The sequence below is a fragment of the Pseudooceanicola marinus genome (assembly GCF_020177265.1).
In the GTDB taxonomy this organism is placed as follows: domain Bacteria; phylum Pseudomonadota; class Alphaproteobacteria; order Rhodobacterales; family Rhodobacteraceae; genus Pseudooceanicola; species Pseudooceanicola marinus_A.
In genome coordinates this window covers 23,072-48,798 of the sequence record NZ_JAIVMC010000012.1, presented here as the reverse complement: position 1 = coordinate 48,798, position 25,727 = coordinate 23,072, and the positions used below count along the sequence as shown (strand labels likewise).

19 protein-coding genes and 1 tRNA gene are annotated in these 25,727 nt (G+C 67.9%); 15 read left to right on the top strand and 5 right to left on the bottom strand.

Annotation, left to right across the window (positions count from 1 at the left end):
- Positions 1–33 precede the first annotated feature (33 nt).
- The gene (gene rlmN / locus LC066_RS18845; protein WP_224902329.1) at positions 34–1,221 is read left to right on the top strand and encodes a 23S rRNA (adenine(2503)-C(2))-methyltransferase RlmN; all 1,188 of its coding nucleotides are present in this window, start codon (positions 34–36) and stop codon (positions 1,219–1,221) included.
- Between the two features lie 155 nt (positions 1,222–1,376).
- On the opposite strand, the gene LC066_RS18840 is transcribed toward rlmN, so the two are convergent.
- Together LC066_RS18840 and LC066_RS18835 are read right to left on the bottom strand one after the other, a co-directional pair.
- Positions 1,377–2,852: an NAD-dependent succinate-semialdehyde dehydrogenase gene (locus LC066_RS18840; protein ID WP_224902326.1), complete on the bottom strand. Its 1,476-nt coding sequence runs from the start codon at positions 2,850–2,852 to the stop codon at positions 1,377–1,379.
- 60 nt (positions 2,853–2,912) lie between these two features.
- Positions 2,913–3,902: a P1 family peptidase gene (locus LC066_RS18835; RefSeq protein ID WP_224902324.1), complete on the bottom strand. Its 990-nt coding sequence runs from the start codon at positions 3,900–3,902 to the stop codon at positions 2,913–2,915.
- 204 nt (positions 3,903–4,106) lie between these two features.
- Between LC066_RS18835 and LC066_RS18830 the strand changes: the two genes are divergently transcribed.
- The 10 genes from LC066_RS18830 (at position 4,107) to LC066_RS18785 (ending at position 15,389) form a co-directional block, all read left to right on the top strand.
- Positions 4,107–5,183 carry a hypothetical protein gene (locus LC066_RS18830; protein ID WP_085888757.1) on the top strand — a complete coding sequence of 359 codons (1,077 nt, stop codon included), beginning with the start codon at positions 4,107–4,109 and terminating at the stop codon, positions 5,181–5,183.
- A gap of 137 nt (positions 5,184–5,320) precedes the next feature.
- A complete protein-coding gene (locus LC066_RS18825; RefSeq protein WP_224902322.1) occupies positions 5,321–6,451 on the top strand; it encodes a hypothetical protein in 1,131 nt (376 codons plus the stop codon).
- A 91-nt stretch (positions 6,452–6,542) separates the two neighbouring features.
- Complete coding sequence (locus tag LC066_RS18820) at positions 6,543–8,495, top strand: AAA family ATPase (protein ID WP_224902320.1); 1,953 nt, start codon at positions 6,543–6,545, stop codon at positions 8,493–8,495.
- A 19-nt stretch (positions 8,496–8,514) separates the two neighbouring features.
- A complete protein-coding gene (locus LC066_RS18815; RefSeq protein ID WP_224902317.1) occupies positions 8,515–9,504 on the top strand; it encodes a hypothetical protein in 990 nt (329 codons plus the stop codon).
- Positions 9,501–10,895: a DUF6638 family protein gene (locus LC066_RS18810; RefSeq protein WP_224902314.1), complete on the top strand. Its 1,395-nt coding sequence runs from the start codon at positions 9,501–9,503 to the stop codon at positions 10,893–10,895. Before LC066_RS18815 ends, LC066_RS18810 begins: the two co-directional genes overlap by 4 nt.
- A gap of 3 nt (positions 10,896–10,898) precedes the next feature.
- Positions 10,899–11,168: a hypothetical protein gene (locus tag LC066_RS18805; RefSeq protein ID WP_222475151.1), complete on the top strand. Its 270-nt coding sequence runs from the start codon at positions 10,899–10,901 to the stop codon at positions 11,166–11,168.
- An 11-nt stretch (positions 11,169–11,179) separates the two neighbouring features.
- Complete coding sequence (locus LC066_RS18800; protein WP_222475149.1) at positions 11,180–11,806, top strand: DUF1523 family protein; 627 nt, start codon at positions 11,180–11,182, stop codon at positions 11,804–11,806.
- Between the two features lie 159 nt (positions 11,807–11,965).
- Entirely contained in the window at positions 11,966–12,973 is a 1,008-nt protein-coding gene (locus LC066_RS18795) for a diacylglycerol/lipid kinase family protein (protein ID WP_224902311.1), read from the top strand.
- 77 nt (positions 12,974–13,050) lie between these two features.
- Entirely contained in the window at positions 13,051–13,890 is an 840-nt protein-coding gene (locus tag LC066_RS18790; RefSeq protein ID WP_222475145.1) for a metallophosphoesterase family protein, read from the top strand.
- A 224-nt stretch (positions 13,891–14,114) separates the two neighbouring features.
- Positions 14,115–15,389, top strand: a complete 1,275-nt coding sequence (locus tag LC066_RS18785; RefSeq protein WP_224902308.1) for a glycerate kinase — start codon at positions 14,115–14,117, stop codon at positions 15,387–15,389.
- A 32-nt stretch (positions 15,390–15,421) separates the two neighbouring features.
- On the opposite strand, the gene LC066_RS18780 is transcribed toward LC066_RS18785, so the two are convergent.
- Together LC066_RS18780 and LC066_RS18775 are read right to left on the bottom strand one after the other, a co-directional pair.
- Positions 15,422–16,069, bottom strand: coding sequence for a GntR family transcriptional regulator (locus LC066_RS18780; protein WP_085888748.1), 648 nt, complete (start codon positions 16,067–16,069; stop codon positions 15,422–15,424).
- A 60-nt stretch (positions 16,070–16,129) separates the two neighbouring features.
- A complete protein-coding gene (locus LC066_RS18775; protein WP_222475128.1) occupies positions 16,130–16,816 on the bottom strand; it encodes a M48 family metallopeptidase in 687 nt (228 codons plus the stop codon).
- Between the two features lie 118 nt (positions 16,817–16,934).
- Here LC066_RS18775 and LC066_RS18770 point away from each other — a divergent pair, with 118 nt between their 5' ends.
- The 4 genes from LC066_RS18770 to LC066_RS18755 all read left to right on the top strand — a co-directional run bounded on the left by LC066_RS18770 (position 16,935) and on the right by LC066_RS18755 (position 22,670).
- Positions 16,935–17,264: a TIGR02300 family protein gene (locus LC066_RS18770; RefSeq protein WP_222475126.1), complete on the top strand. Its 330-nt coding sequence runs from the start codon at positions 16,935–16,937 to the stop codon at positions 17,262–17,264.
- 152 nt (positions 17,265–17,416) lie between these two features.
- Positions 17,417–17,492: transfer RNA gene (locus tag LC066_RS18765), tRNA-Ala, on the top strand.
- A gap of 558 nt (positions 17,493–18,050) precedes the next feature.
- A complete protein-coding gene (locus LC066_RS18760; RefSeq protein ID WP_224902305.1) occupies positions 18,051–20,015 on the top strand; it encodes a putative bifunctional diguanylate cyclase/phosphodiesterase in 1,965 nt (654 codons plus the stop codon).
- Positions 20,016–20,060: 45 nt separating this feature from the next.
- The gene (locus tag LC066_RS18755; RefSeq protein ID WP_224902303.1) at positions 20,061–22,670 is read left to right on the top strand and encodes a CheR family methyltransferase; all 2,610 of its coding nucleotides are present in this window, start codon (positions 20,061–20,063) and stop codon (positions 22,668–22,670) included.
- Here LC066_RS18755 and LC066_RS18750 read toward each other — a convergent pair.
- Positions 22,664–25,660 (bottom strand): S8 family serine peptidase, encoded by a 2,997-nt coding sequence (locus LC066_RS18750; RefSeq protein ID WP_224902301.1) that lies wholly within the window; start codon positions 25,658–25,660, stop codon positions 22,664–22,666. The two genes, LC066_RS18755 and LC066_RS18750, sit on opposite strands and share 7 nt — an antisense overlap.
- Positions 25,661–25,727 lie beyond the last annotated feature (67 nt).

Below are 25,727 nucleotides of genomic sequence, written 5' to 3'. Positions count from 1 at the left end.
TCCCTGCCTTCACCCTGTCGCCACGGATCCGTCATGAGCCAGCAACCCGCCGCGCCGATCACCCAAGACGTCCTGACCATCCCCCGGAAACTTCCGGAGGGATTGAAGAACCTCGTGGGCCTGACCCGCCCGCAACTGCGCGAGGCACTGATCGAGATCGGCACGCCGGAGAAGCAGGCCAAGATGCGGGTCAACCAGCTGTGGCAGTGGATCTATCACTGGGGCGTGCGCGACTTCGCCCAAATGACCAACCTGGCGAAGGGTTTCCGCGCCCGGCTGGCGGAGAATTTCACCATCGCCCTGCCCGAGATGGTGTCGAAGAACGTCTCCGTCGATGGCACCCGCAAGTACCTGGTGAAGATCGCCGGTGGCCATGAGGTCGAGGTGGTCTATATTCCCGAGACCGATCGCGGCACGCTCTGCATCTCGTCCCAGGTGGGCTGCACGCTGACCTGTTCCTTCTGCCACACCGGCACGCAGAAACTGGTGCGCAACCTGACGCCGGGTGAAATCGTGGGCCAGATCATGCTGGTGCGCGACGACCTGGGCGAATGGCCCGAACCCGGCACCGGCACCGGTGAAAACGGGCCGCGTCTGCTGTCGAACATCGTCCTGATGGGCATGGGCGAGCCGCTCTACAACTTCGACAACGTGCGCGACGCGATGAAGATCGCCATGGATGGCGAGGGTATCGCCCTGTCGCGCCGCCGGATCACCCTGTCGACCTCCGGCGTGGTGCCCGAGATCGCCAAGTGCGCCGAGGAGATCGGTTGCCTGATGGCCGTCAGCTTCCACGCTACCACCGACGAGGTGCGCAACAAGCTGGTGCCGATCAACAAGCGTTGGAACATCGAGACCCTGCTGGATGCGCTGCGCGAGTACCCGCGCCTGTCGAACTCGGAACGGATCACCTTTGAATACGTGATGCTGAAGGACGTGAACGACAGCGACGAGGATGCGCGGCGCCTGGTGCGGCTGATCCGGGGCATCCCGGCGAAGATCAACCTGATCCCCTTCAACGAATGGCCGGGCTCGCCCTATGAGCGCTCCGACTGGTCGCGGATCGAGGCCTTCGCCGACATCGTGCACAAGGCGGGCTACGCCTCTCCCATCCGGACCCCGCGTGGCGAGGACATCATGGCGGCCTGTGGCCAGCTGAAATCGGCCACCGAGCGCGCCCGCAAGTCGCGCGCCCAGATCGCCGCCGAAACCGGCAGCTGATCGCGGGGGAGGGGGCTTTGCCCCCGTCGGCTGCGCCGACTCCCCCAGAGTATTTCCGGCTGACGGATAGAAAGAGGCGCGCGCTCTCTCTCTCTATCCGATCGCCAAAAATACTGCCGCCGGAGGCTTCGGCCCCGCGGGGCCGAAATCTGTCGTTACACCGAAGTGCAGACGTATTTCATTTCGAGGAATTCCTCGATGCCGTGGTGGCTGCCTTCGCGGCCGAGGCCCGATTGCTTCACCCCGCCGAAAGGCGCCACCTCGGTCGAGATCAGGCCGGTGTTCACGCCGACGATGCCGTATTCCAGCGCCTCCTGCACCTGCGTCACGCGGGACAGGTCCTTGGCATAGAAATAGCTGGCCAGGCCGAAGATCGTGTCATTGGCCAGCTCGATCACCTCTTCGACCGTCTCGAACTTGAAGAGCGGGGCGAGAGGGCCGAAGGTTTCCTCGGTGGAGAACTTCATCTCCTGCGTGGCGCCGGTGACGATGGTCGGGTCGAAGAAGAGGCCGCTTTCGCTCTTTTGTCCGCCCAGGATCACCTCGGCGCCCTTGGCGCGGGCGTCGGCAATGTGATCCTCGACCTTGTCCACGGCCTCGGCGTTGATCAACGGGCCCAGCTCGGCGCCCTCTTCGAAGCCGTCGGCGACCTTCATCTGGGCCACGCGTTCCTTCAGCTTCTGCGCGAAGGCGTCATAGACGCCCGATTGCACGTAGATCCGGTTGGCGCAGACGCAGGTCTGGCCGTTGTTGCGAAACTTGCAGGTGATGGCGCCCTCGACCGCCGCATCCAGGTCGGCGTCGTCGAAGACGATGAAGGGGGCGTTGCCGCCCAGTTCCATCGAGCATTTCATCACCTGGTCGGCGGCCTGTTTCAGCAGGATGCGCCCCACCTCGGTCGAGCCGGTGAAGGTCAGCTTGCGCACCTTGGGGTTCTCGCAGAATTCCTTGCCGGCGTCGGAGGATTTCGACGAGGTGACGACATTGAAGACCCCCTTGGGGATGCCCGCGCGCGCGGCCAGCACGCCCAGGACCAGCGCCGACAGGGGCGTTTCCTTGGCGGGACGGGCGACGAAGCTGCAGCCGGCGGCCAGGGCCGGGCCGGCCTTGCGGGTGATCATCGCATTGGGGAAGTTCCAGGGCGTGATCGAGGCGGCGACACCGATGGGCTGTTTCAGCACCGTGATCCGCTTGTCGCGCTGGTGGCCGGGGATCGTCTCGCCGTAGATCCGCTTGGCCTCCTCGCCGAAGAATTCGATGAAGCCCGCGCCATAGGCGATCTCGCCCTTGGCCTCGGCCAGCGGTTTGCCCTGTTCGGCGGTCAAGATGGTGCCCAGATCGTCCTGGTTTTCCATCATCAGGTCGAACCACTTGCGCAGGACCTTGGCGCGTTCCTTGCCGGTCCACTGTGCCCAGTCCTTTTGCGCGGTGTGGGCCGCGTCAATCGCCTTGCCGATCTGGGCGCGGCTGAGGTCGGCGACCTGGGCGATCACGTCGCCCCGGGCGGGGTTCACCACGTCGAAGGTGCCCTCTTCGCCCCGGATCCAGTCGCCGTTCACATAGGCGGCGTCGGCCAGCAGGCTGGGGTCCTTCAACAGGGATTTCAGGTCGGTCTTGGCGGCTTCCGGCATGGGGCTCTCCTTCGTCTGTTGCGCAGGAGGGTAGCGCGGATTGTGGCAGGTGCCAGCCCGTCAGAGATCGGACCAGCAGGGGAAGGGGTTGCCGGGCAGGGGGCGGGCCGCCTGCACGCCGCGGGCGATGGCGCGGGCCATGCAGATCGCGGCGGCATGGCCCAACTCCAGCAGGCCGCTGCCCGCGCCGAGCGGTTTCGCACCGGTGGCGGCGGCAAAGATCAGGTCCCCGTCGTCGGGCGTGTGGCTGGGCACCAAGGCGCGGGCGTAGCCGTCGTGCGCCGCCGTCGCCAGCCGCTTGGCCTGGGCCTGGGTCAGATCCGCATCTGTGGCGACGATGCCGATGGTGGTGTTGGTGCGGGCATTGGCCGCCTCGCGCGCCAGCCCGGCCTTGGTGACCGCCTTGTGCGGGTCCGGGAACTGCGACGGCAGGCCCAGCCCGCCGAATTCCTCGCCCATCTCCCACGGCGCTGCCCAGAAATGCCGGCTGCCGCCCACATTGGCCGCGCCGAGCGCATTCACCGCCACCAGCGCCGCGACCACGTGGCCCGAGGGCAGGCGGACGGAGGCCGAGCCCAGCCCGCCCATGATCCCAGCCGTGACACAGCCCGTGCCCGCGCCTTCGGTGCCAAGGGCCACGTCCTGCCCGCGTGCCGCATAGGCCGCCTGACCGAGCGCCTTGTAGGGGTTCTCATCCCAGTCCTTGTCGCCGCCGTTCACCAGGTCGAAGAGGATCGCGCCGGGCACGATGGGCACCCGCACGGGGCCGGCCTGGAACCCGCGCCCGTCCCGGCGCAGCGCATCCGCCACGCCGCCCGCCGCATCCAGGCCGAAGGCCGAGCCGCCCGACAGCACCAGCGCATCCACCTGCTGCACCGTCTTGTCAGGCGCCAGCAGGTCGGTCTCGCGGGTGCCCGGCGCGCCGCCCATGACGTGCACGGCGGCGGTGAAGGGCGCCTCGGCCGTCAGCACCGTCACCCCGGTCTTGACCCGCAGATCCTGCGCCTGGCCGACCAGCAGCCCTTCCACATCGGTGATCGTGTTGCGCATCCTGCCACTCCTTCGTCTTCCGGCCCGCGTTCCCGGCGCACTAAAACCCGCCGGTGCAGGCACCGCAACGGGCAAAGCGGCTTGTGTTGTGCCCCGTCCCGTCCCATGAAAGTGCCCAAGGGATTTTATTCGGGGACGGTCAGGTGGATGTAAATCCGATTAACTCTCCCCATATAGTTGACGACATTTCCGACGGAGGACGCCATGTCGAGTTTCGAGGCCCAGCTAGAGCAGAGCCAGAAAGAGGTTGCCCAGGCGCAATCGAAGATTTCCGAACTGACCGGCCGGATCGAGACGGCGCGCGCCAAGATGGACACCGGCGAGGACGTTTCGATCGAGATCGAGAACGCCACGCTGGATGACGTCCATGCCCATACAGAGGCTATGAACGCCAATATCGCCGAGCTGATCATGGGGCTCGACGATGTGACCGCGCAGTTCTCGAAGGACTTCGACGAGATGCGCAACAAGACCGGCTGGGAGAGCTTCGTCGGCATCTTCTCCAAGGCGAAGGCGGACAACATGCGGCAGGAGCGGATCCGCACCGCCTCCATCGACGACAAGCTGCAGGACCTGATCGCCAAGTCCGACACCATCACCCGCCTGCTGGAAGGCCAGCTGGCCGTTCTGGAAGAGCAGAAGGACAAGGTGGAGAAGAACCTGACCGCCACGCTGGATGAACGCGAGGCGACGGTGCAGGGGCTGGAGGACCTGCGGTCGGAGATCACCGACATGGATCCGAAGATCATCGAGCTCGAGAACAAGATCGCGGTGGAACAGGATGCGGCGGCGCGCACTCGGCTGGAATCGGAGCTGGCGGCGCTGAACACCAAGTACAACGCGCTGGTGCAGGACGAGCAGGTGAAGATCGCCAAGTCGCAGACCCTGGAACGCTACATCGAGAAGGGCAAGACCTGGGTCGACAGCCTGCAGAACCAGGCGGCGACGCAGATGGTCCTGATCAACAAGCTGAAGACCGACACCAACCAGCGGGTGATCCTGTATGATGCGCTGACCAAGTCGCTGAAGACCGCGCAGCAGCAGGAAGTGGCCCACCGGATCAACGAGATCGGGGTGGAGACCGACAAGCAGGCGCAGCAGGCCATGGCCCAGATCGGCGCGGCGACGAACTCGCGCATGGCCGACATGATGGAGGCCCACGAGGGCCAGATGGTCTTTGCCCGCGAGGTGCTGGAGGCCAAGGCCAAGGCGGATGAGCGGTTTGCCCGGCGGTTCCAGAAGATCGTCGAGACCCACGACAAGAACCTCTACGGCGCCTGAGGCGGGCCGGGCGGTGCGGCGCTGGCGCCCTGCGGGGCGCCTCGCCCCGCCCGCCGTCCCGTCCCGTCCCCCTGCGGGGATGACGCGCCGCCTGGGACAGGCAGGCCCCCGATGACGACCACCAAGGCCGGGAAGCGATGCAACAGGACGATCTGAACGACCGCGTGGGGATCACCGATTTCCATGCCTCCCGCCGCTACTTCCGCAAGTTCGAGGCGATCATGGCCCACCTGGCCCATGTCGCCGCCGCCATGCGCGCGGAGAGGACGCTGAGCGAGCCGGAGACCGAGGTGTTGGCCCGCCATATCTCGGCGCTGACCTTCACCTTCCGCGCGTTGTCGATGAAATACCTGCTGGCGGGGCGCGACACGGGCCGCTTCTTCGGTTCGCTGACCATCGACAACCACGAAAGTGGCTTTCCCACTGCACAGGAGCTGATGGTGATGGCCAATGACGCGGGCCAGGCGGGCAAGCACCTGGCCTCCATGCCTTCGGTCGAGGCGCTGAAGCGGCAGATGCTGGATCAGATCCTGTCGGATCACGCGGTGCCCACCAAGACGCAGTTCGCCCTGTCTCAGCGTCTTTACTACGAGGAGCTGGCGCGCGGGGACCTGTTCTGGCCGCGCAACGATCCCGAGGCCGTCTGGCTGGAAAACCTGGGCAGCAAGGGCGCGCAGCGGCGGCGGTACCTGCTGCACTGGTCGGTTTATGACAGCGGCACCAACCTGCCGGTGATCTACCTGATGGAGGTGGAGGACAGCGGTCGCACCGGCCTGCCCAAGGACCAGAGCCGCTGGCCGCAGGTGCAGGCGCATCTGGTGGCACAGAGCCTCGGCGGGCTGAAACTGCTGACCATCGCGCAGGGGTTCGACCAGGATTTCGACGACCTGCACCCGAAACGCCTGCGCCGGATCCACATCGGCCCGATGTATTCCCACGCCTTCACCCGCCAGTCGGGGCCGATCCGCGACGTGCTGGAAGGCGCGGGGGGCGCCGAGGGCGAGGATTGGGCGCTGGCCTGGACCTCCGAAGAGCTGCTGTCGGAACGGGTGAAGACCGAGAAAAGCGGCTGGTTCGGTCAGGTGGAGCGGGAGATCTTCGCCCTCGACCCGCTGTCGGGCGGGGCCGAAACGGGCGCCACCTCGCAGGACCGGGCTCTGATCCTGCCCGCGCGGCCCTTCCAGGTGCTGTCGGAGCTGAACCCGCCGGGCTTTGCCCGCATCCGGAAGTTCGTGGTCGGCGCGGGGGACCGCGTGCTGCGCTACTGAGCTGATTGTTTTCAGACCGGTCCGCGGCGCACGCGGATGTCTTTCGCAGGTTTGAGTATTTGGAACGAAGTGAAGAGGGGAGGGGCGCGCCATGAGCCTGACCGGAGACCAGATGGAGCTGCGCGAGGAGGACATCCGCAGCCACTACCCCGCCGCCGAGGCCCTGCTGGAGGGGTTCGACCATGCCCCCCGGTTGGCCCGGGAAAGCGCCGCGTCGGCCCCCGCGCAGGGCGAGGAGCGGTCCCCCGGCATCGGGCTGTCGCGCCGCCGGTTCCGCTCCACCACGCCCGGTCTCGCGACACGCCGCACCCGGCCCGCCGGGGGCGTTCATCTGCTCGACACCATCGCCGCCTGTGACGGTGACGACCCGCTGACCTCGCCCCGCCAGGCTGCCGTGGCCCGGGCCATCCGCCGGGCGCTGGCCATGGCCATGGCCCTGGGCGACAGTTTCGCCGAGGCCACCGCCCTGGCGGAGCTGAAGGGGGCCAACCTTGCGGGCAGCCTGCCGCGCGACCGCGCCGCCGAGTTCTCGGAGCTGCTGGCCGCCCAGTCACTGTTGCAGCTGCATGTCACCGCCAATGCCCTGTCCTACCTCCTGTCGTCGCAGATGGGGGAGCTGACGGTCGACCCGGGCGACGCGGAGGAGATCCTGACCGACAACGCCCCCCTGGCCCTGCAGGGGATGCTGTGGGAGCTGGATCAGAAGCTGGCAACCTTCGCCACGGGCGAGGAAGAAAAGCTGGTGCCGACCCTGACAGGTTACGCTGCGCTGGTGATGGAAAAGACCGCCCTGCGCGCCGACAGCCACCCGCACCTGGGCGCCTTCACTGCCGCCACCTGGCGGATCGAGGCCGACGACCTGACCATCCGTGGCTTCACCCCCGCGGCCCATGCGAAATCCACCCAGCTGGTGATGACCTTCAAGAAGCCGCATGAGGTGGTGGGCAACCATATCGCCAAGTATCAGGCGATGAAGCTGGCCAAGATGCTGATGGCCTATGATTTCGACCGCAAGCTGAACCCCTTCGCGGAACTGGGCGGTTTCATCTTCACCTTCATGGGCGACGGCATGCCCGGCACCGGCAAGACGACCCTGATCCAGATGATGGCGGGTCTCTTGAACGACTACTGCCAGACCGCCGGCTACCCCTTCCGCTATCGCAACCTATCGACCGAGAACATCGACAGCTACCAGGGCAAGTCGGGGCAGAACGCCAAGGCCTTCATCACCGACATCCTGGACCCTGCCGTCATCGGCTTCGGCACCATCGACGACATCGACCAGATCGCGGGCAAGCGCGGCGACCGGCAGTCCTCAGCCGGTCAGCAGGAGATCACGGCGGTGCTGATGGAGAGCTTCGCGGGCGCCAATACCGTGGTGCGCGGCAATTGCACCTTCGGCATGTTCTCCAACTACCCCGAGAATGTCGACGACGCCCTTCGCCAGCGCGCAGGCGCCCGGTTCCTGGTGGACGGGCCGCAGACCCGCGATGACTACGTCGACATCCTGGCGCTTCTGCTGGGCAAGCGGCACGAGATCCCCCTGGGCGATCACGAGCTTTACGCCGCGCAGGAGATCAAGCGCGCTGTCGCCGAAAGCTTCGCCAGCCACGCGCGCCCCAAGGAGGCGCAGCTGGTCGAGGTCTATGACGAGATCCAGCGCCGCACCGGCCCGCTGGACACGATCGCCAAGCTGGGCAGCTACCTGAAGGCGATCCAGCAGGCCGACCCGCGGTTCACTGGCCGGGCGATCAAGAACATCACCGATGCGGTGAAGGTCCGGGCGATGGATTTCGAGCTGCCCGACGAATGGATGGAGGAGCCGGAGCTGTTCCTGTTCAAGGACTACGACACCAAGCGCGCCATGATCGAGGAGCTGCGCCAGCCGATCACCGTCGAGATGGTTGTGCAGGAGATCAACCGCTACGCCGACAGCGAATTCCGCTATGCCGACAAGTCCGATGCCGCGGCCATTGACGCCATGGTGCGCGACATGGAGCGTACGGAAGAGGCGAAGCGGCGGTACATGCAGGAGCGGGGGTGATGATTGGGAGGCGTGCCCCATGACCGATGGACGCGACAGGTCGGCCCGAAGTGCTGAGGGCAGCGACCGGCCCGAGGGTGGGCGTGAAGCGCCCGCCCTGGGGGGCGGGTCGGGCGCTGCCCGGCGGTGCCCGCCGGGCGGGACGAGTGGAGCGAGCGTAGGGACTGAGACCAAGGATCTTGGGCAGACTTTGACACCAACCGCGTTTGGCTTTCTGACAAGCTTGGTCGTACTGCTCTTCATTCTCTGGCTGGCAGTGCAGCAGGCACCGGACCCGCTGGGTGCCACCGGAGCGGATGGTGCAACGAGGCTCTCGGAATTCTGGCAGTTGCCGTTGAATGCAATGGGAGACGCCTTGGCCGGTCTGGCTGCATCACTTGCCTTCCTGTGGTTGATCGTGACGGCGTTCATCCAGAAGAATGAACTGAAAGAGCAGAGGGCGGCACTCGAAGCGCAACGCGATGAGTTGGAGCTAGCCCGTGAGGTTCAAAACGAGCAGCTGAAAGCAATGAAAGCGCAGTCGAGAATCTTCGAAGATGAGCAACAGGAACGGCAACACCATCGCAACCATCAGACTCTTCAACGCAAAGCGCGGCGATTGGTCCGGCTGCTTTTTGAGCTGAACAACTGCAATACCTTAGCGGAATTTGAATCCACTTTTGGCGGTACATCCATCCTGCGCCTTTATTCGATTGGTGGATCGTATTCGGCAAAGCTTTCATTCGAAGAGATCGAAGATCACCTCGTGGAGTTCACTAAGAGCCTCATGGTAGCTAGAGACAAGCTGGACATGGAGTTTGACCGGGCTGGCAAAGTTTACCAACATCTGGATCAAGGTAACGTGCATGGCGAAATACAACGGCTGTTGCGCGATCTCCGAAATCTCAGGGAAGGCGGACTTTCAACAGCTGACGTGGAGTGGCTGGATGAATTGCAAGTTGAGGAAGCGGCCCAAGCATTTCAGAGCCTTCTGTCGGTTGCCGAGCTTTGGAAAGATGAACTGATATGAACCGCCTCATCCAAGCCGGCCTGATGTTCGCCAACCTCACCCGGGTCGACACGCCCGCGCTGGTCGAGCGGTATAACCGCGCGCTCCACCATCTGACCGGCAAACGCACCGCGCTGACCGAGTTCGCCATCGACATCTCGGGCTATTCCCCCGAGGTGGCGGACGAGCTGGGCGATCCGCAGTACCTCAACCGCAACGGGGTGAACCGGCAGATCATACTGCTCAGCACGCGGCAGAAATCGGCGCCGCTGCTGAACGCGCGCTTCTCGACCACGCGGGGCCTGCTGCGCCAGTTCATCGACCGCAACGAGGCGCAGCTCTTCGCGCTGACCGCCCGCGACGCCGTGGCGGGGGAGATGGTGAACGGGGTCTTCGACATCGACGGCGCGCAGAAGCTGATGGATGTCCGCCGTCTGACCATCGAGGCCGACACCACCACCGGCACCCTGCGCGATGCCGAGGCGCTGGCCGCGCGCGCCGAACGGTTCCTCGACGAGGAGGACGCCTGGTTCGACGATGCGCTGATCGACGAGATGATCGCCCTGGCGCGCAAGACCGGCGACGTGACGCGCAACCCGATCCGGCTGAAACACACCGCCTTCCACCAGGACAATTTCTGGACCTCGCATCTGGGCGGCGTTTACCTGTTTTCCGAATGCGACACGCCGGCGCTGCTGGCCCGCGACCCCGCGCGCCTGGGCAAGGCGCCGCTGCCGGTGGTCGACATGGGCGATCCGCGTGACGTGGCCGCCTGGCTGCATGGCAACGGCCTGGTGCAGCCGCTGGCCACGGCGCGCGGCTTCGATGCGGCGCGGGTGCTGCGGCAGAAGATGGATTTCATCGTCGTGGATGCGGCCCAGGACGGCGGGCTGGACCTGGCCGGCGCCACGGCCCGCGACCTGCGCGCCCTGGCCCGCGACAATGCCGATCGGCTGCCCGAGGAATACCACCAGATCCGACGCGTCGTCGCCTGGCTGGAGGAGGGCGGCCGCCGCCCGCGCCATTCGCCCGAGGACCCGGCTTATTTCTACCTGTTGCGCGCCGCTGACACCCCGGACCGCGACCTGGTGAACATGGCCCTGGCGGAACTGGCGCCGAAGGACGTGCGGCAGCTGTTCATTTGCCACAAGGAGCTGTTCTATGCGCTCTATGCCGGGTGGAGCGACACCAAGAAAAGCTATGTCGCGGATTTCCTGTCGCGCGACTACCTCATCGACAAGGCCGGCACGCGCGAGGCGCTCTTTGGCCATGACGCCCCGGCGCCCGATCCCGCGCCCGCCGCGGCGCCCAGCCGGCGCACCGGCCCCTGGTCGCGCACCAACAAGAGCCCGGCGCCCGATCCGGTGCCGATCGTCGGCCCCTGGGGCGCGGTGATCCGCGAAAGGAGGTAGCCTGTGGTCTTCGCCTTTGTCCGCCTGGCCCTGGTGGCCTTCGTCGTCATGACCCTGGCCTATGTCGGGATCTCGATCTGGTCGCGCCAGGTCCGCCGCCGCAAGTTGAAGCGCGCCTGGGAGGAAGAGGGTCGCCCCGGCGACCGCGCGGACTATGTCGAACGGGGGCTGGACGACTACGACGATTCCCTGCGTCGCAAACTGATCCTGCTGATCTACATCCTGCCGGTGGTGATCGTGGGCTTCATCATCTATCTCGTGAACTTCATGTAAGGGAGACCGCCATGCGCTACGTGAAATGGGCCCTCTGGGCCGTCTTCTGGCTGCTGATCGCGGCCTTCTTCCACTACACCCTGCCGCAGCGCGACATCGTGCGCATCACCGACACCTTCGAACGGCGTGTCGATTTCGGCGAGAACTCGATCTTCTGGGCCAAGGCCGACACCGGCAATGCCAGCGGCACCGTCAACCGCGACGTTTTCTTCATCCAGTCGATCCGTGAGAACGGCCGCCCGATGGTCTATCGCAACGAGGACACGGGCTGGGGCTGGCCGCCCTATTTCAAGTTCGACACCAACAACCTGCAGACCGAAGCGGCCGACCTGCGTTCCACCTCCGCCGATCCGCAGTGGGTGGCGGTGACCCATTACGGCTGGCGGAACGAGTTCATCTCGATCTTCCCCAATGCCGTCGGCGTACGCGCCCTGGACAGCCCCGACGTGACGCTGATCCCCTGGTTCAACATCATCATCCTGCTGATCTTCGCCGCGATCTGCTGGGCGATCCGCGTGCGCTGGATCCGGTTCCGCGAACGGCGCATCGACCCGGTGATGGAAAACGTCGAGGACAGCTGGGACGACGGCCGGGGCCGTGTCTCGGGCTGGTTCGCCAGCTGGCGCAAGAAGAAGTGACCCCGGGGGCCGGGCCGGTTTCGGCCCGCCTCGCCCGTCTTCGGTCCGCCCTTGCACCCGCCGTTTTCGGCGGGTGAACCTTTTGTGGCCCTGCGGCGTTGTCCTGCCAGGACAGTCCCCAGCGACATCAGGCCCGGAGGGCAGAGCTTGGCTCAGGCAATGGCAATAGATCCCGACCGGGCAGAGGCCCCGGACACCCCCGAGCGGGCCGGTGAGGCGCCACAGAACGGCCCCTTCCTGGTCATCGCCAACGAGGCCTCCGGCACCAACGCCCGCGACAGCGACGCCATTCGCCGCGCCATGGCGGTGCTGGAGGACGCGGGCGCCCGCCTGCGCCACTGGTCACCCGGCGACGCCGATGCGCTGAACGCGATCCTCGACGAGGAGATCGCCGATGGCGCCCGTACCGTGGTGGCTGCCGGCGGTGATGGCACCGCGATGGCCCTGGCGGATGCCATGCTCGGGCGCGACGCCGCGATGTCGGTGCTGCCGCTCGGCACCTTCAACTACTTCGCCCGCGGCCTGGGCCTGTCGGAGGCGCCGGAGGAGGCCGCACGCGCGCTGCTGGGGGCCGAACGCCGGCCGATCCGGGTCGGGGAGGTCAACGGCCAGGTCTTCCTGAACAACGCCTCCCTTGGGATCTACCCGTCGATCCTGAAGGAACGCGAAGACGTCTACCGTCGCTTCGGGCGCCGCCGCCTGATGGCCCATTGGTCGGTGGTGCGCACCTTCTGGCGTTTCCAGCGGCCGATGCATCTGACCCTGACGCTGGCAGACGGCGAGCGGAAGGAGTATCGCACGCCGCTGCTCTTCGTGGCGCGTTCGGCCTACCAGCTGCAGCGGTTCAACCTCGACGGTTGTGACGCCATCCAGCGCGATCACCTGGCCCTGCTGATCGGGCGCGGGCAAAGCCGCGCGGCGCTATTCCGCCTGGCCTGGCGGCTGGTGACGCGCAGCATGCAGCAGGGGCGCGACTACGACCTGGTGGAGGCGGAAAGCGTGCGAGTCGAGACCGCGCGCCGCCGTCCCTTGCTGGCCTTCGACGGGGAGAAACGGCGCGATACCACCCCCTTCGATTTCGCCATGGCCGATCAAAAGCTGACCATCCTGCTGCCGCCGAAGGACACCGACGCCGGCTCTGACGCCGGCCCCGAGAGGGACGCCTAGGCGCCTGCGAGCGCCGGCTGGGCCGAACCGGTCCGCGGCCCTGCCCCATGGGACACGAACACGATGAAAGACTGCCGATGAAACGCATCCTGCATCTCTCCGATCTGCATTTCGGCCGCGCCCGCCCGGATCTGGAGGCGCCGCTGCTGGCCGCCATTGCCCGCAACCGGCCCGACCTGGTGGTGATCTCGGGCGATTTTACCCAGCGGGCGCGCCACGTTCAGTTCCGCCGCGCGCAGGACTTCCTGGCGAAGCTGCCCGCCCCTGTGCTGTCGGTGCCGGGCAACCACGACACGCCGCTGGACCGACCCTTTGAACGCCTTCTGGCCCCTTTCCGCCGCTACCGCCGCTACGTCGACGAGGACACCGAGCCGGTCTTCTCGGACGGCAAGCTGACGGTGGTGGGGGTGAACACGGTGAACCCGCTGGCCTGGCAGCAGGGGAAGTTCTCCTCGCGGGCGCGCGACCGGGTGGCGCGGCGCCTGGCGGAGCATCCGGCGGATCTTTCGGTGGTGGTGGTGCACCATCCTCTGGAACATGGGCCGAAGGTGGACAAGCGGCTGATGCGCGGGGCGCGGGCGGCCCTGGCGCAGCTGTCCGATTGCGGCGCCGACGTGGTGCTGTCGGGCCACCTGCACCGGGCGTCCTCGGCGCCGTTCCGCGCCGCGCCGGGATTGCTGTTCGTGCAGGCCGGCACGGGGCTGTCGTCGCGCACGCGGGGGGAGGACAACACCTTCAATCTGCTTGACTGGGAAGAGACCGGTGCCCTGCGGGTGACCACTTGGGGCGCACGCGGCCAGGGGCCCCAGGCGGTCTTCGCCCCCGAGGCCTCTGCGATGTTCCGCCGCGAGAGCCGCGCCTGGGCGCGCCAGCCCGCCGCACCGGGCGCTGCCGCCCTGTCGCGCCGCTGTGCCTGAGGGAGAGGGGACTCTGCCTCCCGGCCGCGCTTCCTCTCCGAGATATGTCCGGCAAATAGAAGACGGGGCCGGGCGCGGTCTCCCGATTGGCCCCACAGCCTCGTGCCGCTCGCCTGACGCCACGGGACAAGCAGGGCAGCCACAGTGGGCCGCCGGTGCCACCTTCGGGGCTGGTCCTTCTTGGGCGGGCTGCTAAGCTGACTTTTCGTGACCCGGAGACCTCGATGACCCCCGACGACCGCGCCTTCCTCGCCAGCCTCTTCCGTGCCGCCGTGGCGGCCGCCGACCCGGCCCGCGCGCTGGAGGGGCAACTGCCCGAGGCGCCGCGCGGGCGCACGGTGGTGATCGGGGCCGGCAAGGGCGCCGCGCAACTGGCACAGGCCTTTGAAGAGGCCTGGGAAAAGGCCGGCAACCCCGCCCCCGAAGGCCTCGTCGTGACGCGCTACGGCTATGCCGCCCCCTGCCGCCACCTGGAGGTACTGGAGGCCGCGCACCCGGTCCCCGACGCCGCAGGCGAGGCCGCCACGGCGCGCATTCTCGACCTGCTGTCGGGGCTGACCGAAGACGACCTGGTGGTGGCGCTGATCACTGGCGGCGGCTCCGCCCTGCTGGCCGCGCCGCCCGAGGGGCTGAGCCTGGAGGATGAACAGGCACTGAACACCGCGTTGCTGTCGTCGGGTGCGCCGATTTCTGCGATGAACGCCATCCGCAAGCAGGTTTCGGCGGTAAAGGGTGGGCGCCTGGCCGCCGCTGCCGCGCCTGCGCGGGTGGTGTCGCTGATCGTGTCGGACGTGCCGGGCGACGACCCGGCGCAGGTGGCCTCCGGCCCGACGGTGCCTTGCCCCAAGGGGCGCGCCGAGGCCATGGCGGCCATTGCCGCCCATGACATCCCGATTCCGCAGCGCATCCTCGATTTCCTGCGAGACGCGCCGGAGGATGCGCCGGATCCGGACACCCCCTTCTTCGCCGGCAACGACGTCCGCGTGATTGCCTCCGCCGCCCGGTCGCTGGAGGCCGCCGCCGCCCTGGCCGAGGAACGCGGCCTGCCCGCCGTGATCCTGTCGGACGCGATGGAGGGCGAAGCGCGTGAGGTGGCCCGCGTCCAGGCCGCCATCGCCCGCGAGGTGCGCCTGAAGGACCGCCCCTTCCGCGCCCCGGTGCTGATCCTGTCGGGGGGCGAGACGACGGTGACCCTGCGCCACAAGGGCCGCGGCGGGCGCAACACCGAGTTCCTGCTGTCGCTTGCTATGGAAATCGACGGCCAGGAGGGCATCCTGGCTCTGGCCGCCGACACCGACGGTGTCGATGGGTCCGAGGACAACGCGGGCGCCTTTGCCGACGGCGAGACCGCCGCGGCCATGCGCGCCGCCGGCGTCGATCCTGCCGCCGCCCTGGCGGGCAATGATGCCTTCACCGCCTTCGAGGCGGCCGGCAGCATCTTTGCCCCCGGCCCCACGGGAACGAATGTCAATGATTTCAGGGCGATCTGGGTGCAGTGATCCGGGTGGCCCGAGCCGGGTGATCAGCTGACTCAGGTCGTCAGCATCCGCAGTCCCTGGGTCACGTCCGAGCGCACCGCCAGGCGCAGCCCCGGTTCATCCCCGGCCTTCAGCGCGGCGATGATGTGGCGGTGGAAATGGGGCGCCTCGCTGCGCCGCATCCGACCGTAGAGCTTGCACATCGTCGGCCCCAGTTGCAGCCAGACCGTTTCCGTCATCGCCAGCATCGCCGGCGCCTGGGCGCGCAGGTAAAGCGTGCGGTGAAACTCCAGGTTGGTGCGGATGTAGCCCACGGGATCGTGGGCGCGCACCGCGTCGGCGATGGTGCCGTTGATCGTCTGCAGCCGGTCGATCAGCGCCATATGGGCACGGGGCAGGGCGCGGGAGGCCAGTTCGACCTCGATCAGCGCGCGCAGGGCCGCCAGCTCCTCGATCCGCTCGTTGGACAGATCCGGGGTGGAGACACGGCCCGACGATGAAAGTTGCAGCGCCCCCTCGGCCACCAGGCGCCGCACGGCTTCGCGGGCCGGCGTCATCGACACGCCGAAATCCTTGCCGATGCCCCGCAGCGTCAGGGCCTGACCGGGTGGGATCTCCCCATGCATGATGCGGCTGCGCAACCCGCGGTAGACGCGGTCATGGGCCGAGGGAGAGGGATCGGGGCGGGTCTGGATCAGCATGGACGCTATGTGATCACAGCCGCACCCGCCGTCAAGCGCCGACCGCCGCCGCTCCGCCCGTCAGCTGTCGAACCGGTAGCGGTGCAGCACGGTGCCCTCGGTCTTCAGCCAGCGGCGCGCGGGGCGGTGATCGCCGTAAAGACGCGTCACCACGTCCCAGAAGGCACTGGAATGGTTCATCTCTTCAAGGTGCGCAACCTCGTGGGCGGCGACGTAATCGAGGATCCGGGGCGGCGCCATGACCAGCCGCCAGGAAAACATCAGCGCGCCGTCGGCGGTGCAACTGCCCCAGCGGGAACGCGTGTCGCGCAGGGTCAGGCGGCTGTAGGGGCGGCCCAGGGCGCGGGCGTGGCGGTCGCAGGCCTCGGTCAGCCGGTCGCGTGCCAGCTCCCGCACCCAGGCGGCCAGCCGCGTGCCGACGCGGTGGTCGGGCACCTCCAGGCGGTCGCCGTCGAGGCGGACGCGCCGCGTGCTGCCCATGCAGATCAGACGTGGCACCCCTTCGACCGGCAGGCGGGTGCCCAGGTCGATCACCTCCGGCGCGGCGTGGCGCGACAGGTTGCGGCGCAGCCAGGCCTCCTTCTCGGCGGCGAAGGCCAGGGCCTCGTCCTCGGCCACGCGGGCCGGCAGGGTCAGGGTCACGCGTCCGTCCAGGGAGGAGACACGCAGCGAAATCCGGCGCGCCCGGGCGGAGCGGCGGAGAATCAGGGGGATCGGGGGGTTGCCCGGCAGCATATGCTGGCCCATATGGCTCCTCGGAGTGTGTTGCGTCCGCGTGGCGGTCGAAAGGTCTTGATAGATCGGGACCGTTATGGCAGGTGGCGCAGATCCTGGACAAGTGATGTCAGCCAAGAAGGAACCAGAAATGCCCAAGGAAGAATGGGGCACGAAGCGCGTCTGCCCGACCACCGGCAAGCGGTTCTATGACCTGAACCAGAATCCGATCGTCAGCCCCTACACCGGTGAGATCGTCGAGGTCGAGACCGGCAAGAGCCGGATGATCGCCGCCGATGCCGCCGATGCCGCTTCGTCGAAGAAAGCCGCCTCGCGCGAGAACACGTCGGACGGCGATGTCCTCGAAGAGGATGACGTCGATGTCGAACTGGATGATGATCTGCTGGACGACGATGACGATGACGACAACGTCTCGCTCGACGAACTGGCGGACGTGCCCGGCGACGACGACGAAAGCTGATCCAGCGCCCGTCGGGCCGGTGGTCTGGCGGGGCAAACAGGGGTCGGAGGGGCCCCTTCAGAAATTCCTCCCCGTGGCGCGATTTTTCGCTTGATCCCGTCCCGGCCTTCCCATAGATAGCGCCGCACAAGGTCGAAACGGCCTTGCGGAACGGGGCCTTAGCTCAGCTGGGAGAGCGCTTGCATGGCATGCAAGAGGTCAGGGGTTCGATCCCCCTAGGCTCCACCATCCCCCCCTTTAAAGTACAAGATAGCTCGGCGGTATCGCCAGCGGTGCGCCTTTCCTGCAAACCCGGTTCACGGACTAAGGTCGTTCTGTCCCTTTCATCAAGGGTATTGCTGCTTGGTCGGGTTGGCTGCGGTCAAGCGGGCCTTCGCGGGTCGCGTTGGCGTTCGCGGCACCCAGGGCTGGTCCTGCGTAGGGGGCCCGTGGGGCCGCTGGTCCCTGCACTTCTCGTGATTTCAGGTCACTGGTTAACGACATCTTAACATCTCCTATTGATCGTCATTCGGTGGGCATTCCCCGCCTGACCGCGCGTTCGGCGGGGCCGGGGGTGCAAAGGCGCGGGTGAGGGGCCGAGGTGGTGGCCCAGCCCGAACGGGACAAGACGCTCCTTGCCGGAGCCGGGACAGGATCGGATGGGACAGTCACAGGGAGGAACCGACCCCGGGGCCGGAAGGCCGGTCGTGCATCCGGTCGTGCAGGGTGCTGCCACGGGGACGCTTTGCGCGGGCCCGTGCCGGTACGGCCGGGAGGCAAGGGTCGGCAACCGCGGGAGGCGACGCGATGCCCTGGCGTAGGCTGTTCAGCGACCCGCCGGAGGACCGCGGTGCGCGGCGGACGGCGCGGGCGCTGCGTGACGTGGCGCGCCTGGCGGAACAGCTGACCGGCGCTTCCGCGATCATCCTGTCGTTGACGCCGGATCGGGCGGCCCAACTGGGACTTGGCGATTGCATGATCGGGGAAGACGCGGGGATCGATGCCCTGTTGCCCCTGGCCACCGAATGCCTGCAGAGCTTCGCCGGGCCTGGTACTGGGGCCCGGGCGGAGGCGCAGCCGCTGGCGATCTCTGAACCACTGATCACCGATCGGACCGTCGGCCCGGGGGACCCGGCCATGGCGCGGGCGCTGTTCCTGCGGAGCGGCACCTGCGCCGGTGTCCTGGCGCTGTGCCTGGGCGCGTCCCGTGGCCGCCCCCTCGATGCCGCTGCGCGGGACCGGATCAGCCGCGGGCTCGATCTGCTGGGCGCGACGGTCGAGACGCTTTTGAACGACCGGCTGCGCGATATGGAGCTGCGTCAGCGCCTGGCGGCTGTCCACACCGAGATGCAGGCCCTGCAGCGCGCCAGCGAATGCGACCCGCTGACCGGGCTGACCAACATCAAGGCCTTCGAGAGCTACAGCCGCGCCCTGTTGCAGGATTCCGCGCGGCCCGCCCTTCTCGTGCTGTTCGACATCGACCGGTTCAAGACGATCAATGATCGCTACGGACACCAGTTCGGGGATCTCTGCCTGCGCACCGTGGCCGGGGCCGTGCGCGACTGTGCGCCCGAGGGGGCGGTCGTCGGCCGCCTGGGCGGGGATGAATTTGGCGTGCTCCTGCCGCTGGATCGCCCGGAGGAGCCGGCGGCGCTGCGCCAGCGTCTTGACGCCTTCACCAATGCGATCCTGCGGGTCACCGCCCCTCTGGACAAACCGGGTCTGGGGCGGGTCAGCATCGGCGCCGCGCAGTTTCCCCGCGACGCGGCGGACTATGAACGGCTCTACAACCGGGCGGACCTGGCCCTTTATGCCTCGAAGTCGGTCGGCCATGGGGCGGCCACGCTCTATGACACGGGGATCGGCGAACGCTATGATCACGCCGAGCTGGCAAAGACTTTTCGCGAGGCCTGCCGCGCGGGTGAGGTGGTGCCCTATTTCCAGCCCATGATCGACCTGGAAACGGGCGCGGCGCAGGTGTTCGAGGTGCTTTGCCGCTGGAACAACCCGCGCCACGGCCTGATGGCGCCGGAAACCTTCCCTTCAATCTTCACCGACCCGCAGTTCGCCTCGGACCTCACCCGCCACATGGCGCGCGAATCCCTGGCGATCTTCGCCGAGGCGCGGCCAAGGCTGGCGCCGGGGGTGAAGCTGTCGCTGAACCTGACCTATTTCGACCTGATGGACCGCGAGTTCGTCTTCGACCTGCAGATGATGCTCGCGGACACCGGGGTCGGCTGGTCCGAGCTGGTGATCGAGGTGCAGGAAACCGTGGTGCTGGATGAGGACAGCGGGCAGGTGTTCCGCTCGCTGACCGAGTTGCGCCGGCGCGGGGCCGAGATCGCCCTGGACGACTACGGCACCGGCTACGGGACGTTGACCCACCTGCAGACCTGGCCCGTGGACATGGTCAAGATCGACCGGGCCTTCGTCGAGGCGATCGGCACCAGCCGTCGGGATCGCGCCATCGTCGCCTCGATCCTGCAACTGTCGCAGGATCTGGGGTTTCGCGTCGTCGCGGAGGGGGTCGAGGGGCCGGCAGAGGCGGCGGTTCTGCGCGACATGGGGTGTGATCTGGGCCAGGGCTATGGCCTGGGCTACCCGATGGAGCCAGCCGATCTGCTGCGGCGCGCGCCACTGCGAGCGGCTCGGTGCGGATCGGTGGAACTGCCGTCAGGGGCGGGTACGGCGACGCCAGGCGAGGACCGTGGGCCCTCTGGTCCGGAGGACGAAAACGTCGCAGGTACCCGCAAAGGTTGCATTTCTTCCTGACGCGCGCGACAGTTGCCCGGTAAAGGTGAATTTGGTGCCCTTGGTATGAATCGGTCCGATGGCCAGAGGCGATACGGCGACGTGCCGGTAATCGTGATTGGTGCCGCGGCAGGCGGGGTGGATCCCCTCGAACATTTCATCGGTGCCGTGCCGCCGGGGGCCGGCTGGTGCTGCGTCTTGCTCCGGCATCAGTCGGGGGACCTGTCTGGCGACGATGGGGACGCCCGGGCCGAGGCGCTGGCGCGGCGCACCACCTGGCCGGTCCGGCCGTTGGAAGACGGCGGGCGCCCGATTCCCGGCACGATCCTGATCAACCGGCCCGGCACGCAGGTCGAATGGCGTGACGGCCGGTTTCGCGTCACGGCGCTGAGCGAGGACCAGCTGGCGGGCTTCCCCCTGATCGATACGGCCATGGCGTCTCTGTGCGCCCGCAGGGCCGGCGCGGTGGCCGGCGTGATCCTGTCGGGGGCGGGGCAGGACGGCGCCCGAGGGGCGCGGGCCCTGCGGTCGGCGGGCCATCCGGTCCTGGCGCAAGAGCCCGCCGAGGCCCTCTTTCCCGCCATGCCCGCCGCGGCCATCGAGGCCGGGGCCGTCGTGGCCACGCGACCCGCGGGCGACCTTCCCGACGCGCTTGCCGCCCTCCTGGCGGACCGGGGCAGCCCGGCGCCGACGCAGCCGTCAGAGGCAAAGGATGCTATCCTCGACCTGGTTGGCAGCCGGATGCGCGTGGACCTTGCGGCCTACAGACAGGCCCCGCTGCGCGACCGCCTCGGCCGGGCGCGCAGGCACCGGGGGTTTGACACGCCGGAGGCCTTCGCGGCGGTGCTGCAGCGGGATCCGGGCATGATCCAGGCCCTGTTTGCCGAGCTGATGACGACACGGCGGGGCCGCATCCATGGCGATGCCCGGGCCTTCCGGGCGTTGCGGCGCCAGGTGATCGACCCCCTGGTCGCACAGAGCCGCCCGGAGGAGGCGCTGCGGATCTGGGTGCCCGGCTGCGGCACCGGCGAAGAGGCCTACAGCATCGCCATGGAGGTGTCCGAGGCCCTGCGCGCCGCCGGCGTCCGGCGGCGGTACCGAGTGATCGCCACCGATGTGCAGCCCGCCGCGATCGAGAAAGCCTCTGCCGGGATCTTTTCGACCGAGGCGGTGAAATCCGTCCCGGCCCGGATGCGGCGGGCCTACTTCCACCGTCATGGCGCCGGGGTCCTGATCGACCCGCAGCTGCGAGAACACGTGATCTTCTCCGTCCACGATGTGTTGAGCGATCCGCCTTTCATCAACCTCGACCTGATCTCCTGCCGCAACCTGCTGAGCGCGTTCCGGGACGAGGCCCAGGCGCGCGTCCTGTCCATGTTCCTCTTCGGGCTGCGGCCCGGTGGCCGGCTGATGCTGGATCCCGAGGAGGCACCGGGCGCGCAGAGCTCGGCCTTTGTGCCGATCGAGGCGGGGCCGGGGCTGTTCCAGGTGCGACCCGCCGATGCGCGGAACGCGGCCTCTGCCTCTACTAGGACGAGAGAGGGCCCCGCGGACCCGGCGCCTATTACCGCGGCGCGCTGGACCGAAGGGGCGGACAGGGACGCGCGTCTGCTGCGCTCCTACGAGGCGCTGATGCGGCGTTACGCGCCTTCCTCGATCATGCTGCGCCCCGACGATGGCGAGGTCGTGGCCTGGTTCGGCGATGCCGGCGCCTATGTCGATTCCCTCGGCCGCTCCGGGAGCCATCCCCTCGGTCAGGTGGTGCAGCCGGACCTCGCCCGGGAGATCCGGGCGGGCATGGAAAAGCTGCGCGTGGCACCCGTTCCCCCGCTGGAACAGAGGGTGAGCCTGCGCCTGGCCGAGGGGGAAACCCATGAGCTGGTCTTGCGCATGGAATGGCTCGGGGCCGGGCTGTCCGACCCAGGATTGATCCTGGTGAGGCTGTCGGGGCGCGAAGAGGTCACCGACCCCGGGACGGAGGGAGAGCCCCCGTCGGGAGGCGCCGACCAGAGGTCCCCGGGGGCCGTGGCGGCGCTGCCGGAACGCGCGCTGTCGACCAGTGACAGGACCCTGGACTTCGTGCTGGCGCGGTTGCAGGTCAGCGGCGCCGATCTCTCCCCCGTCCCCTTCGCGCCGTCGACGGTTCCGGAGGCCGCGCGCGGGGCCCGCAGCGCGGCGGATCGTGCAGAGGTGCCGCCGCGCGCGGACAGCGGTCTGAGCGTGGTCCCGATGGAAAGCGCGGGCAAGGTCGCTCTGCTGGCGGGGCTGAGCCCGGACATGGAGGAGGTGCTGGACTTCATGCAGGTGGCGGCAGTGGCGGTGGATGCAGACCGCCGGATCCTGCGCACCAGCCGGCTGTTCCGGGCCGCGATCGGCGCGACCGGAGACATGGCTGGCTGGCCCCTTTCGGGGCTGGACCTGCAGGTCGGCGGGTTGTCCCTGGACGAGGTCGCCGCGGAGGTCCTGCGCCAGGGGCGCGCGCTGCGCGGGTGGGGGCCCCTGTCCGGCGCGGAGGGGGAGGCACGGTCATCGCTTTACGAGCTGCGCGGGCAGCCGGTGCCCGGGGCGCAGTCCGCCCCGGGAGCGGCGGCCGTCGTGTTGACCCTGGCCGCCGCGCCCGTAACGGGCGATGCCTCTCCCGCTTCCGTCCCTCAGACCGGCGGAGCGGATCAGTAGAAGGCGAAATCCGCCTCGTCCAGATCCGCGAAGGTCACACCCGCAAGAAGGATCGTATTGCCCCCTCCGTTATGGATCCGAACCGACCCGCCGAGGTCCTCTATGTGGTTGGCCATCAGGTCATCATAGTCGGTGATCGGGCTGGTCCCGGGCTGGAACACGATCTTTTCCAGGTCGTTCAGCGCATCGAAATCGGCGATCGTGTCCTGCCCGGCGTGTGAATAGAAATGAAACGTGTCGGCATTGAAGCCGCCGTAGTAGACATCGTCGCCTGGGGAATCGAGCAGGCTGTCGAAATCGGCATTGCCGTAGAGGGTGTCGTTGCCGGCCCCGCCAGACATCAGATCCTTGCCCCGCCCACCGAACAGCCGGTCGTCGCCGTCCTGGCCGCCCATGATGTCGTCACCATCGTCGCCGAACAGCCCGTCGTCGCCGCTTCCTCCGTAGAGTCGATCGCGGTCCTCGCCGCCGAACAGCCGGTCAAGGCCCTGCCCGCCGTAGAGGGTATCGGCCCCGGTTCCGCCGAAGAGGTTGTCGGCCTGTCGGCCGCCGTCGAGCCAGTCGTCGCCGCTGTGCCCCTCAAGCCGGTCGAAACCGCCCTCGCCGTGTAGCCGGTCCTTGCCGATGCCGCCGTAAAGCCGATCCTCCTGCGTGCCGCCATTCAGCGTGTCCGCGCCGGCGCCGCCATAGAGCAGATCGTTCGCGGCATTCGCATAAAGCAGGTCATTGCCGGCCCCGCCGTAGAGGTGATCCAGGCCCAGTTCACCGATCAGACTGTCGTCGCCGCTGTCGCCATGCAGCTCGTCGGCATTGCTGCCGCCGTTCAGCAGGTCGTGCCCGGCCCCGCCGTAGACCGTGTCGAACCCCGCGTCGGCGGTAATCAGGTCGTCCCCGCCGTCGCCATGGGCCAGGTCGTCCCCGAAACTGCCGCTGAGGGTGTCCTCTCCCGAGCCGCCATAGAGCGTGTCGTCGCCCGACCCGGCGCGCAGCGTGTCATTCTGACGGCCGCCGGACAGCAGGTCGTCCCAGGTGCCGCCGCGCAGCAGGTCGGCCCCGTCCTCACCCAGCAGATCGTCCTCGCCGGCGCCGCCTTCCAGCGTGTCGTCGCCGCTGCCGCCCTGCAGGTTGTCGTTGCCGCGCCCGGCCAGAATCAGATTGTCGGCGCCGTTGCCCGCCAGGGTATCGTTGCCGTCGCCCGCGGCGATATGTTCGATCCGACCGTCGAAATCGGTCCAGAGGGCGCCATTGACGTGCAGGGTGGCGCTGTTGTCCAGCAGGCTGATCCGGGCGTGACCGGTCAGGGCGGCGGCGTTGATCCAGTCGGTGCCACCGTTGCTCTCGGTCACCTGGCCGCGCGCCGCCTCCTCGTCGCGCAATGCGCGGAAGTCATCGGTGAAGGTGTAGATGTCGTCGGCATCGAGGGTCTGCCCCTCGAAGTCCAGCGTCACCCCGTTCACCTGACCGCTGTCCGCCGCGGCCGAGTCGGTCACCCGCAGGGTCCAGGTGCCGCTATCGGTCATGCCGCGCAGCGAGGCGACGCCGAAAGTCCAGTCGTCGTCGTAGGAGCTGGCGCCCTCCCGCGTCTTCAGCGGCACCACGCAACCGTCCGACGAGACCAGTTCGAAGGTCAGGTCGGTTTCCCAGCTGTGGTCGTAGTCGATGGTCACGTAGAGATGGTCGATGCGCAGCGTCGGATCGCCGGTGTCGATTCTGATCTCCGTGGTGGTGTTGTCGGTGATCGTGTAGGTGCCGCTGCTCTGCACCGTCCGCGTAGCCAGGGTGCCGGCCGTGTCCGGTTGCATGCGGGTCCAGACCTCGGCCATGCGGGTCGCGGCATGGGCATCGACCATGCCGTAGCCATAGCTGCTGGCATAGGTCATGCCGCCGCCGTTCCAGGTGAGCGCGCCATTGGCGTCCCAGGCGCCACGTTCATAGCCGCTGGCCCCGGCGCCGTAGCTGGATCCGGTCTGGGCCGCCGAGGCCGCCAGGATGCTCTGCACGTCTCGCCAGTAAAGATCCGGATTGGCCTCCAGCATCAGGGCGACCACGCCGGAGACGACCGGCGTGGCGGCCGAGGTGCCGCCAAAGCCGGTGGTATACTCGGTCCCGCTGTAGCCCGCGCCGCCGCTGCGGTCCGTCGTCACCGCCGCCGCCGGCGCGGCGATCAGCAGGCTGTGCCCCCAGTTGGAATAGGAGGCGACGAAACCCGTCGATCCGGTGGCCCCCACCGTGATGATCTCGTGCAGGTTGTTCAGGCCGTCGCCATGGGCGTTGCCGTAGACGCCCAGGCTCTCGGCGGAGCTGTCGTTGGCATAGTTGCCCGCGGCCTTTAGGAAGATCGTGCCCAGCCCGCCTCGGCCCTCTGTCACGGCGGTCTCGATGGCGTCGCGTTCGCGCCCCGCCTGCTGCGAGGGTTCACCGATGTCGGTGTATTCCTGGAACGACGGGAAGCTGCCCCAGGAGTTGTTGATCACGTCATATCGGGCGGCCTGTTCCAGCACCGCCAGGTAGTCCGAATAGCTGAGCTGGAAGGCATCGTTGAGGTAGTCGACCCCGACCAGCGTCGCGCCATGGGCCACGCCCACCCCGCCGACATCATTGTCGGCCGCACCGATCAGGCCGGCCACCGCGGTGCCGTGTCCGTCGCTGCTGCTGTTGGGAGTGGCGTCCACCAGGTTCAGTTCGGCCGCGGCGTCGTAGTTCGCGGCCAGGTCCGGGTGACCACCCTCCACCCCGTCGTCGTAGACCGCGACGGTCACGCCGGCGCCGGTGTAATCGTCCCAGACATCCTCGATGTCGCCGATCAGCTGAAAGTGCCATTGCGCGCCGTAAAGCGGGTTCGCCCCGTCCGGCATCGGCTGCGGCGGGACCAGCGGGGTGCCCGGCGTAGCGGGGCTGTTGCCTTCGAGGCCGATATGGTCGGGCCCGGTATCCTTCGGGGCTAGGGGCGGGGCAGGCTGCGGCTGGGTCGACGGGGCGATGAGGGGCATGCGGGGTCTCCGATCTCCGGGCGTTTTCCCGGGGATAGGCCCAGCCTGGTAAACGCGACGGTTAACC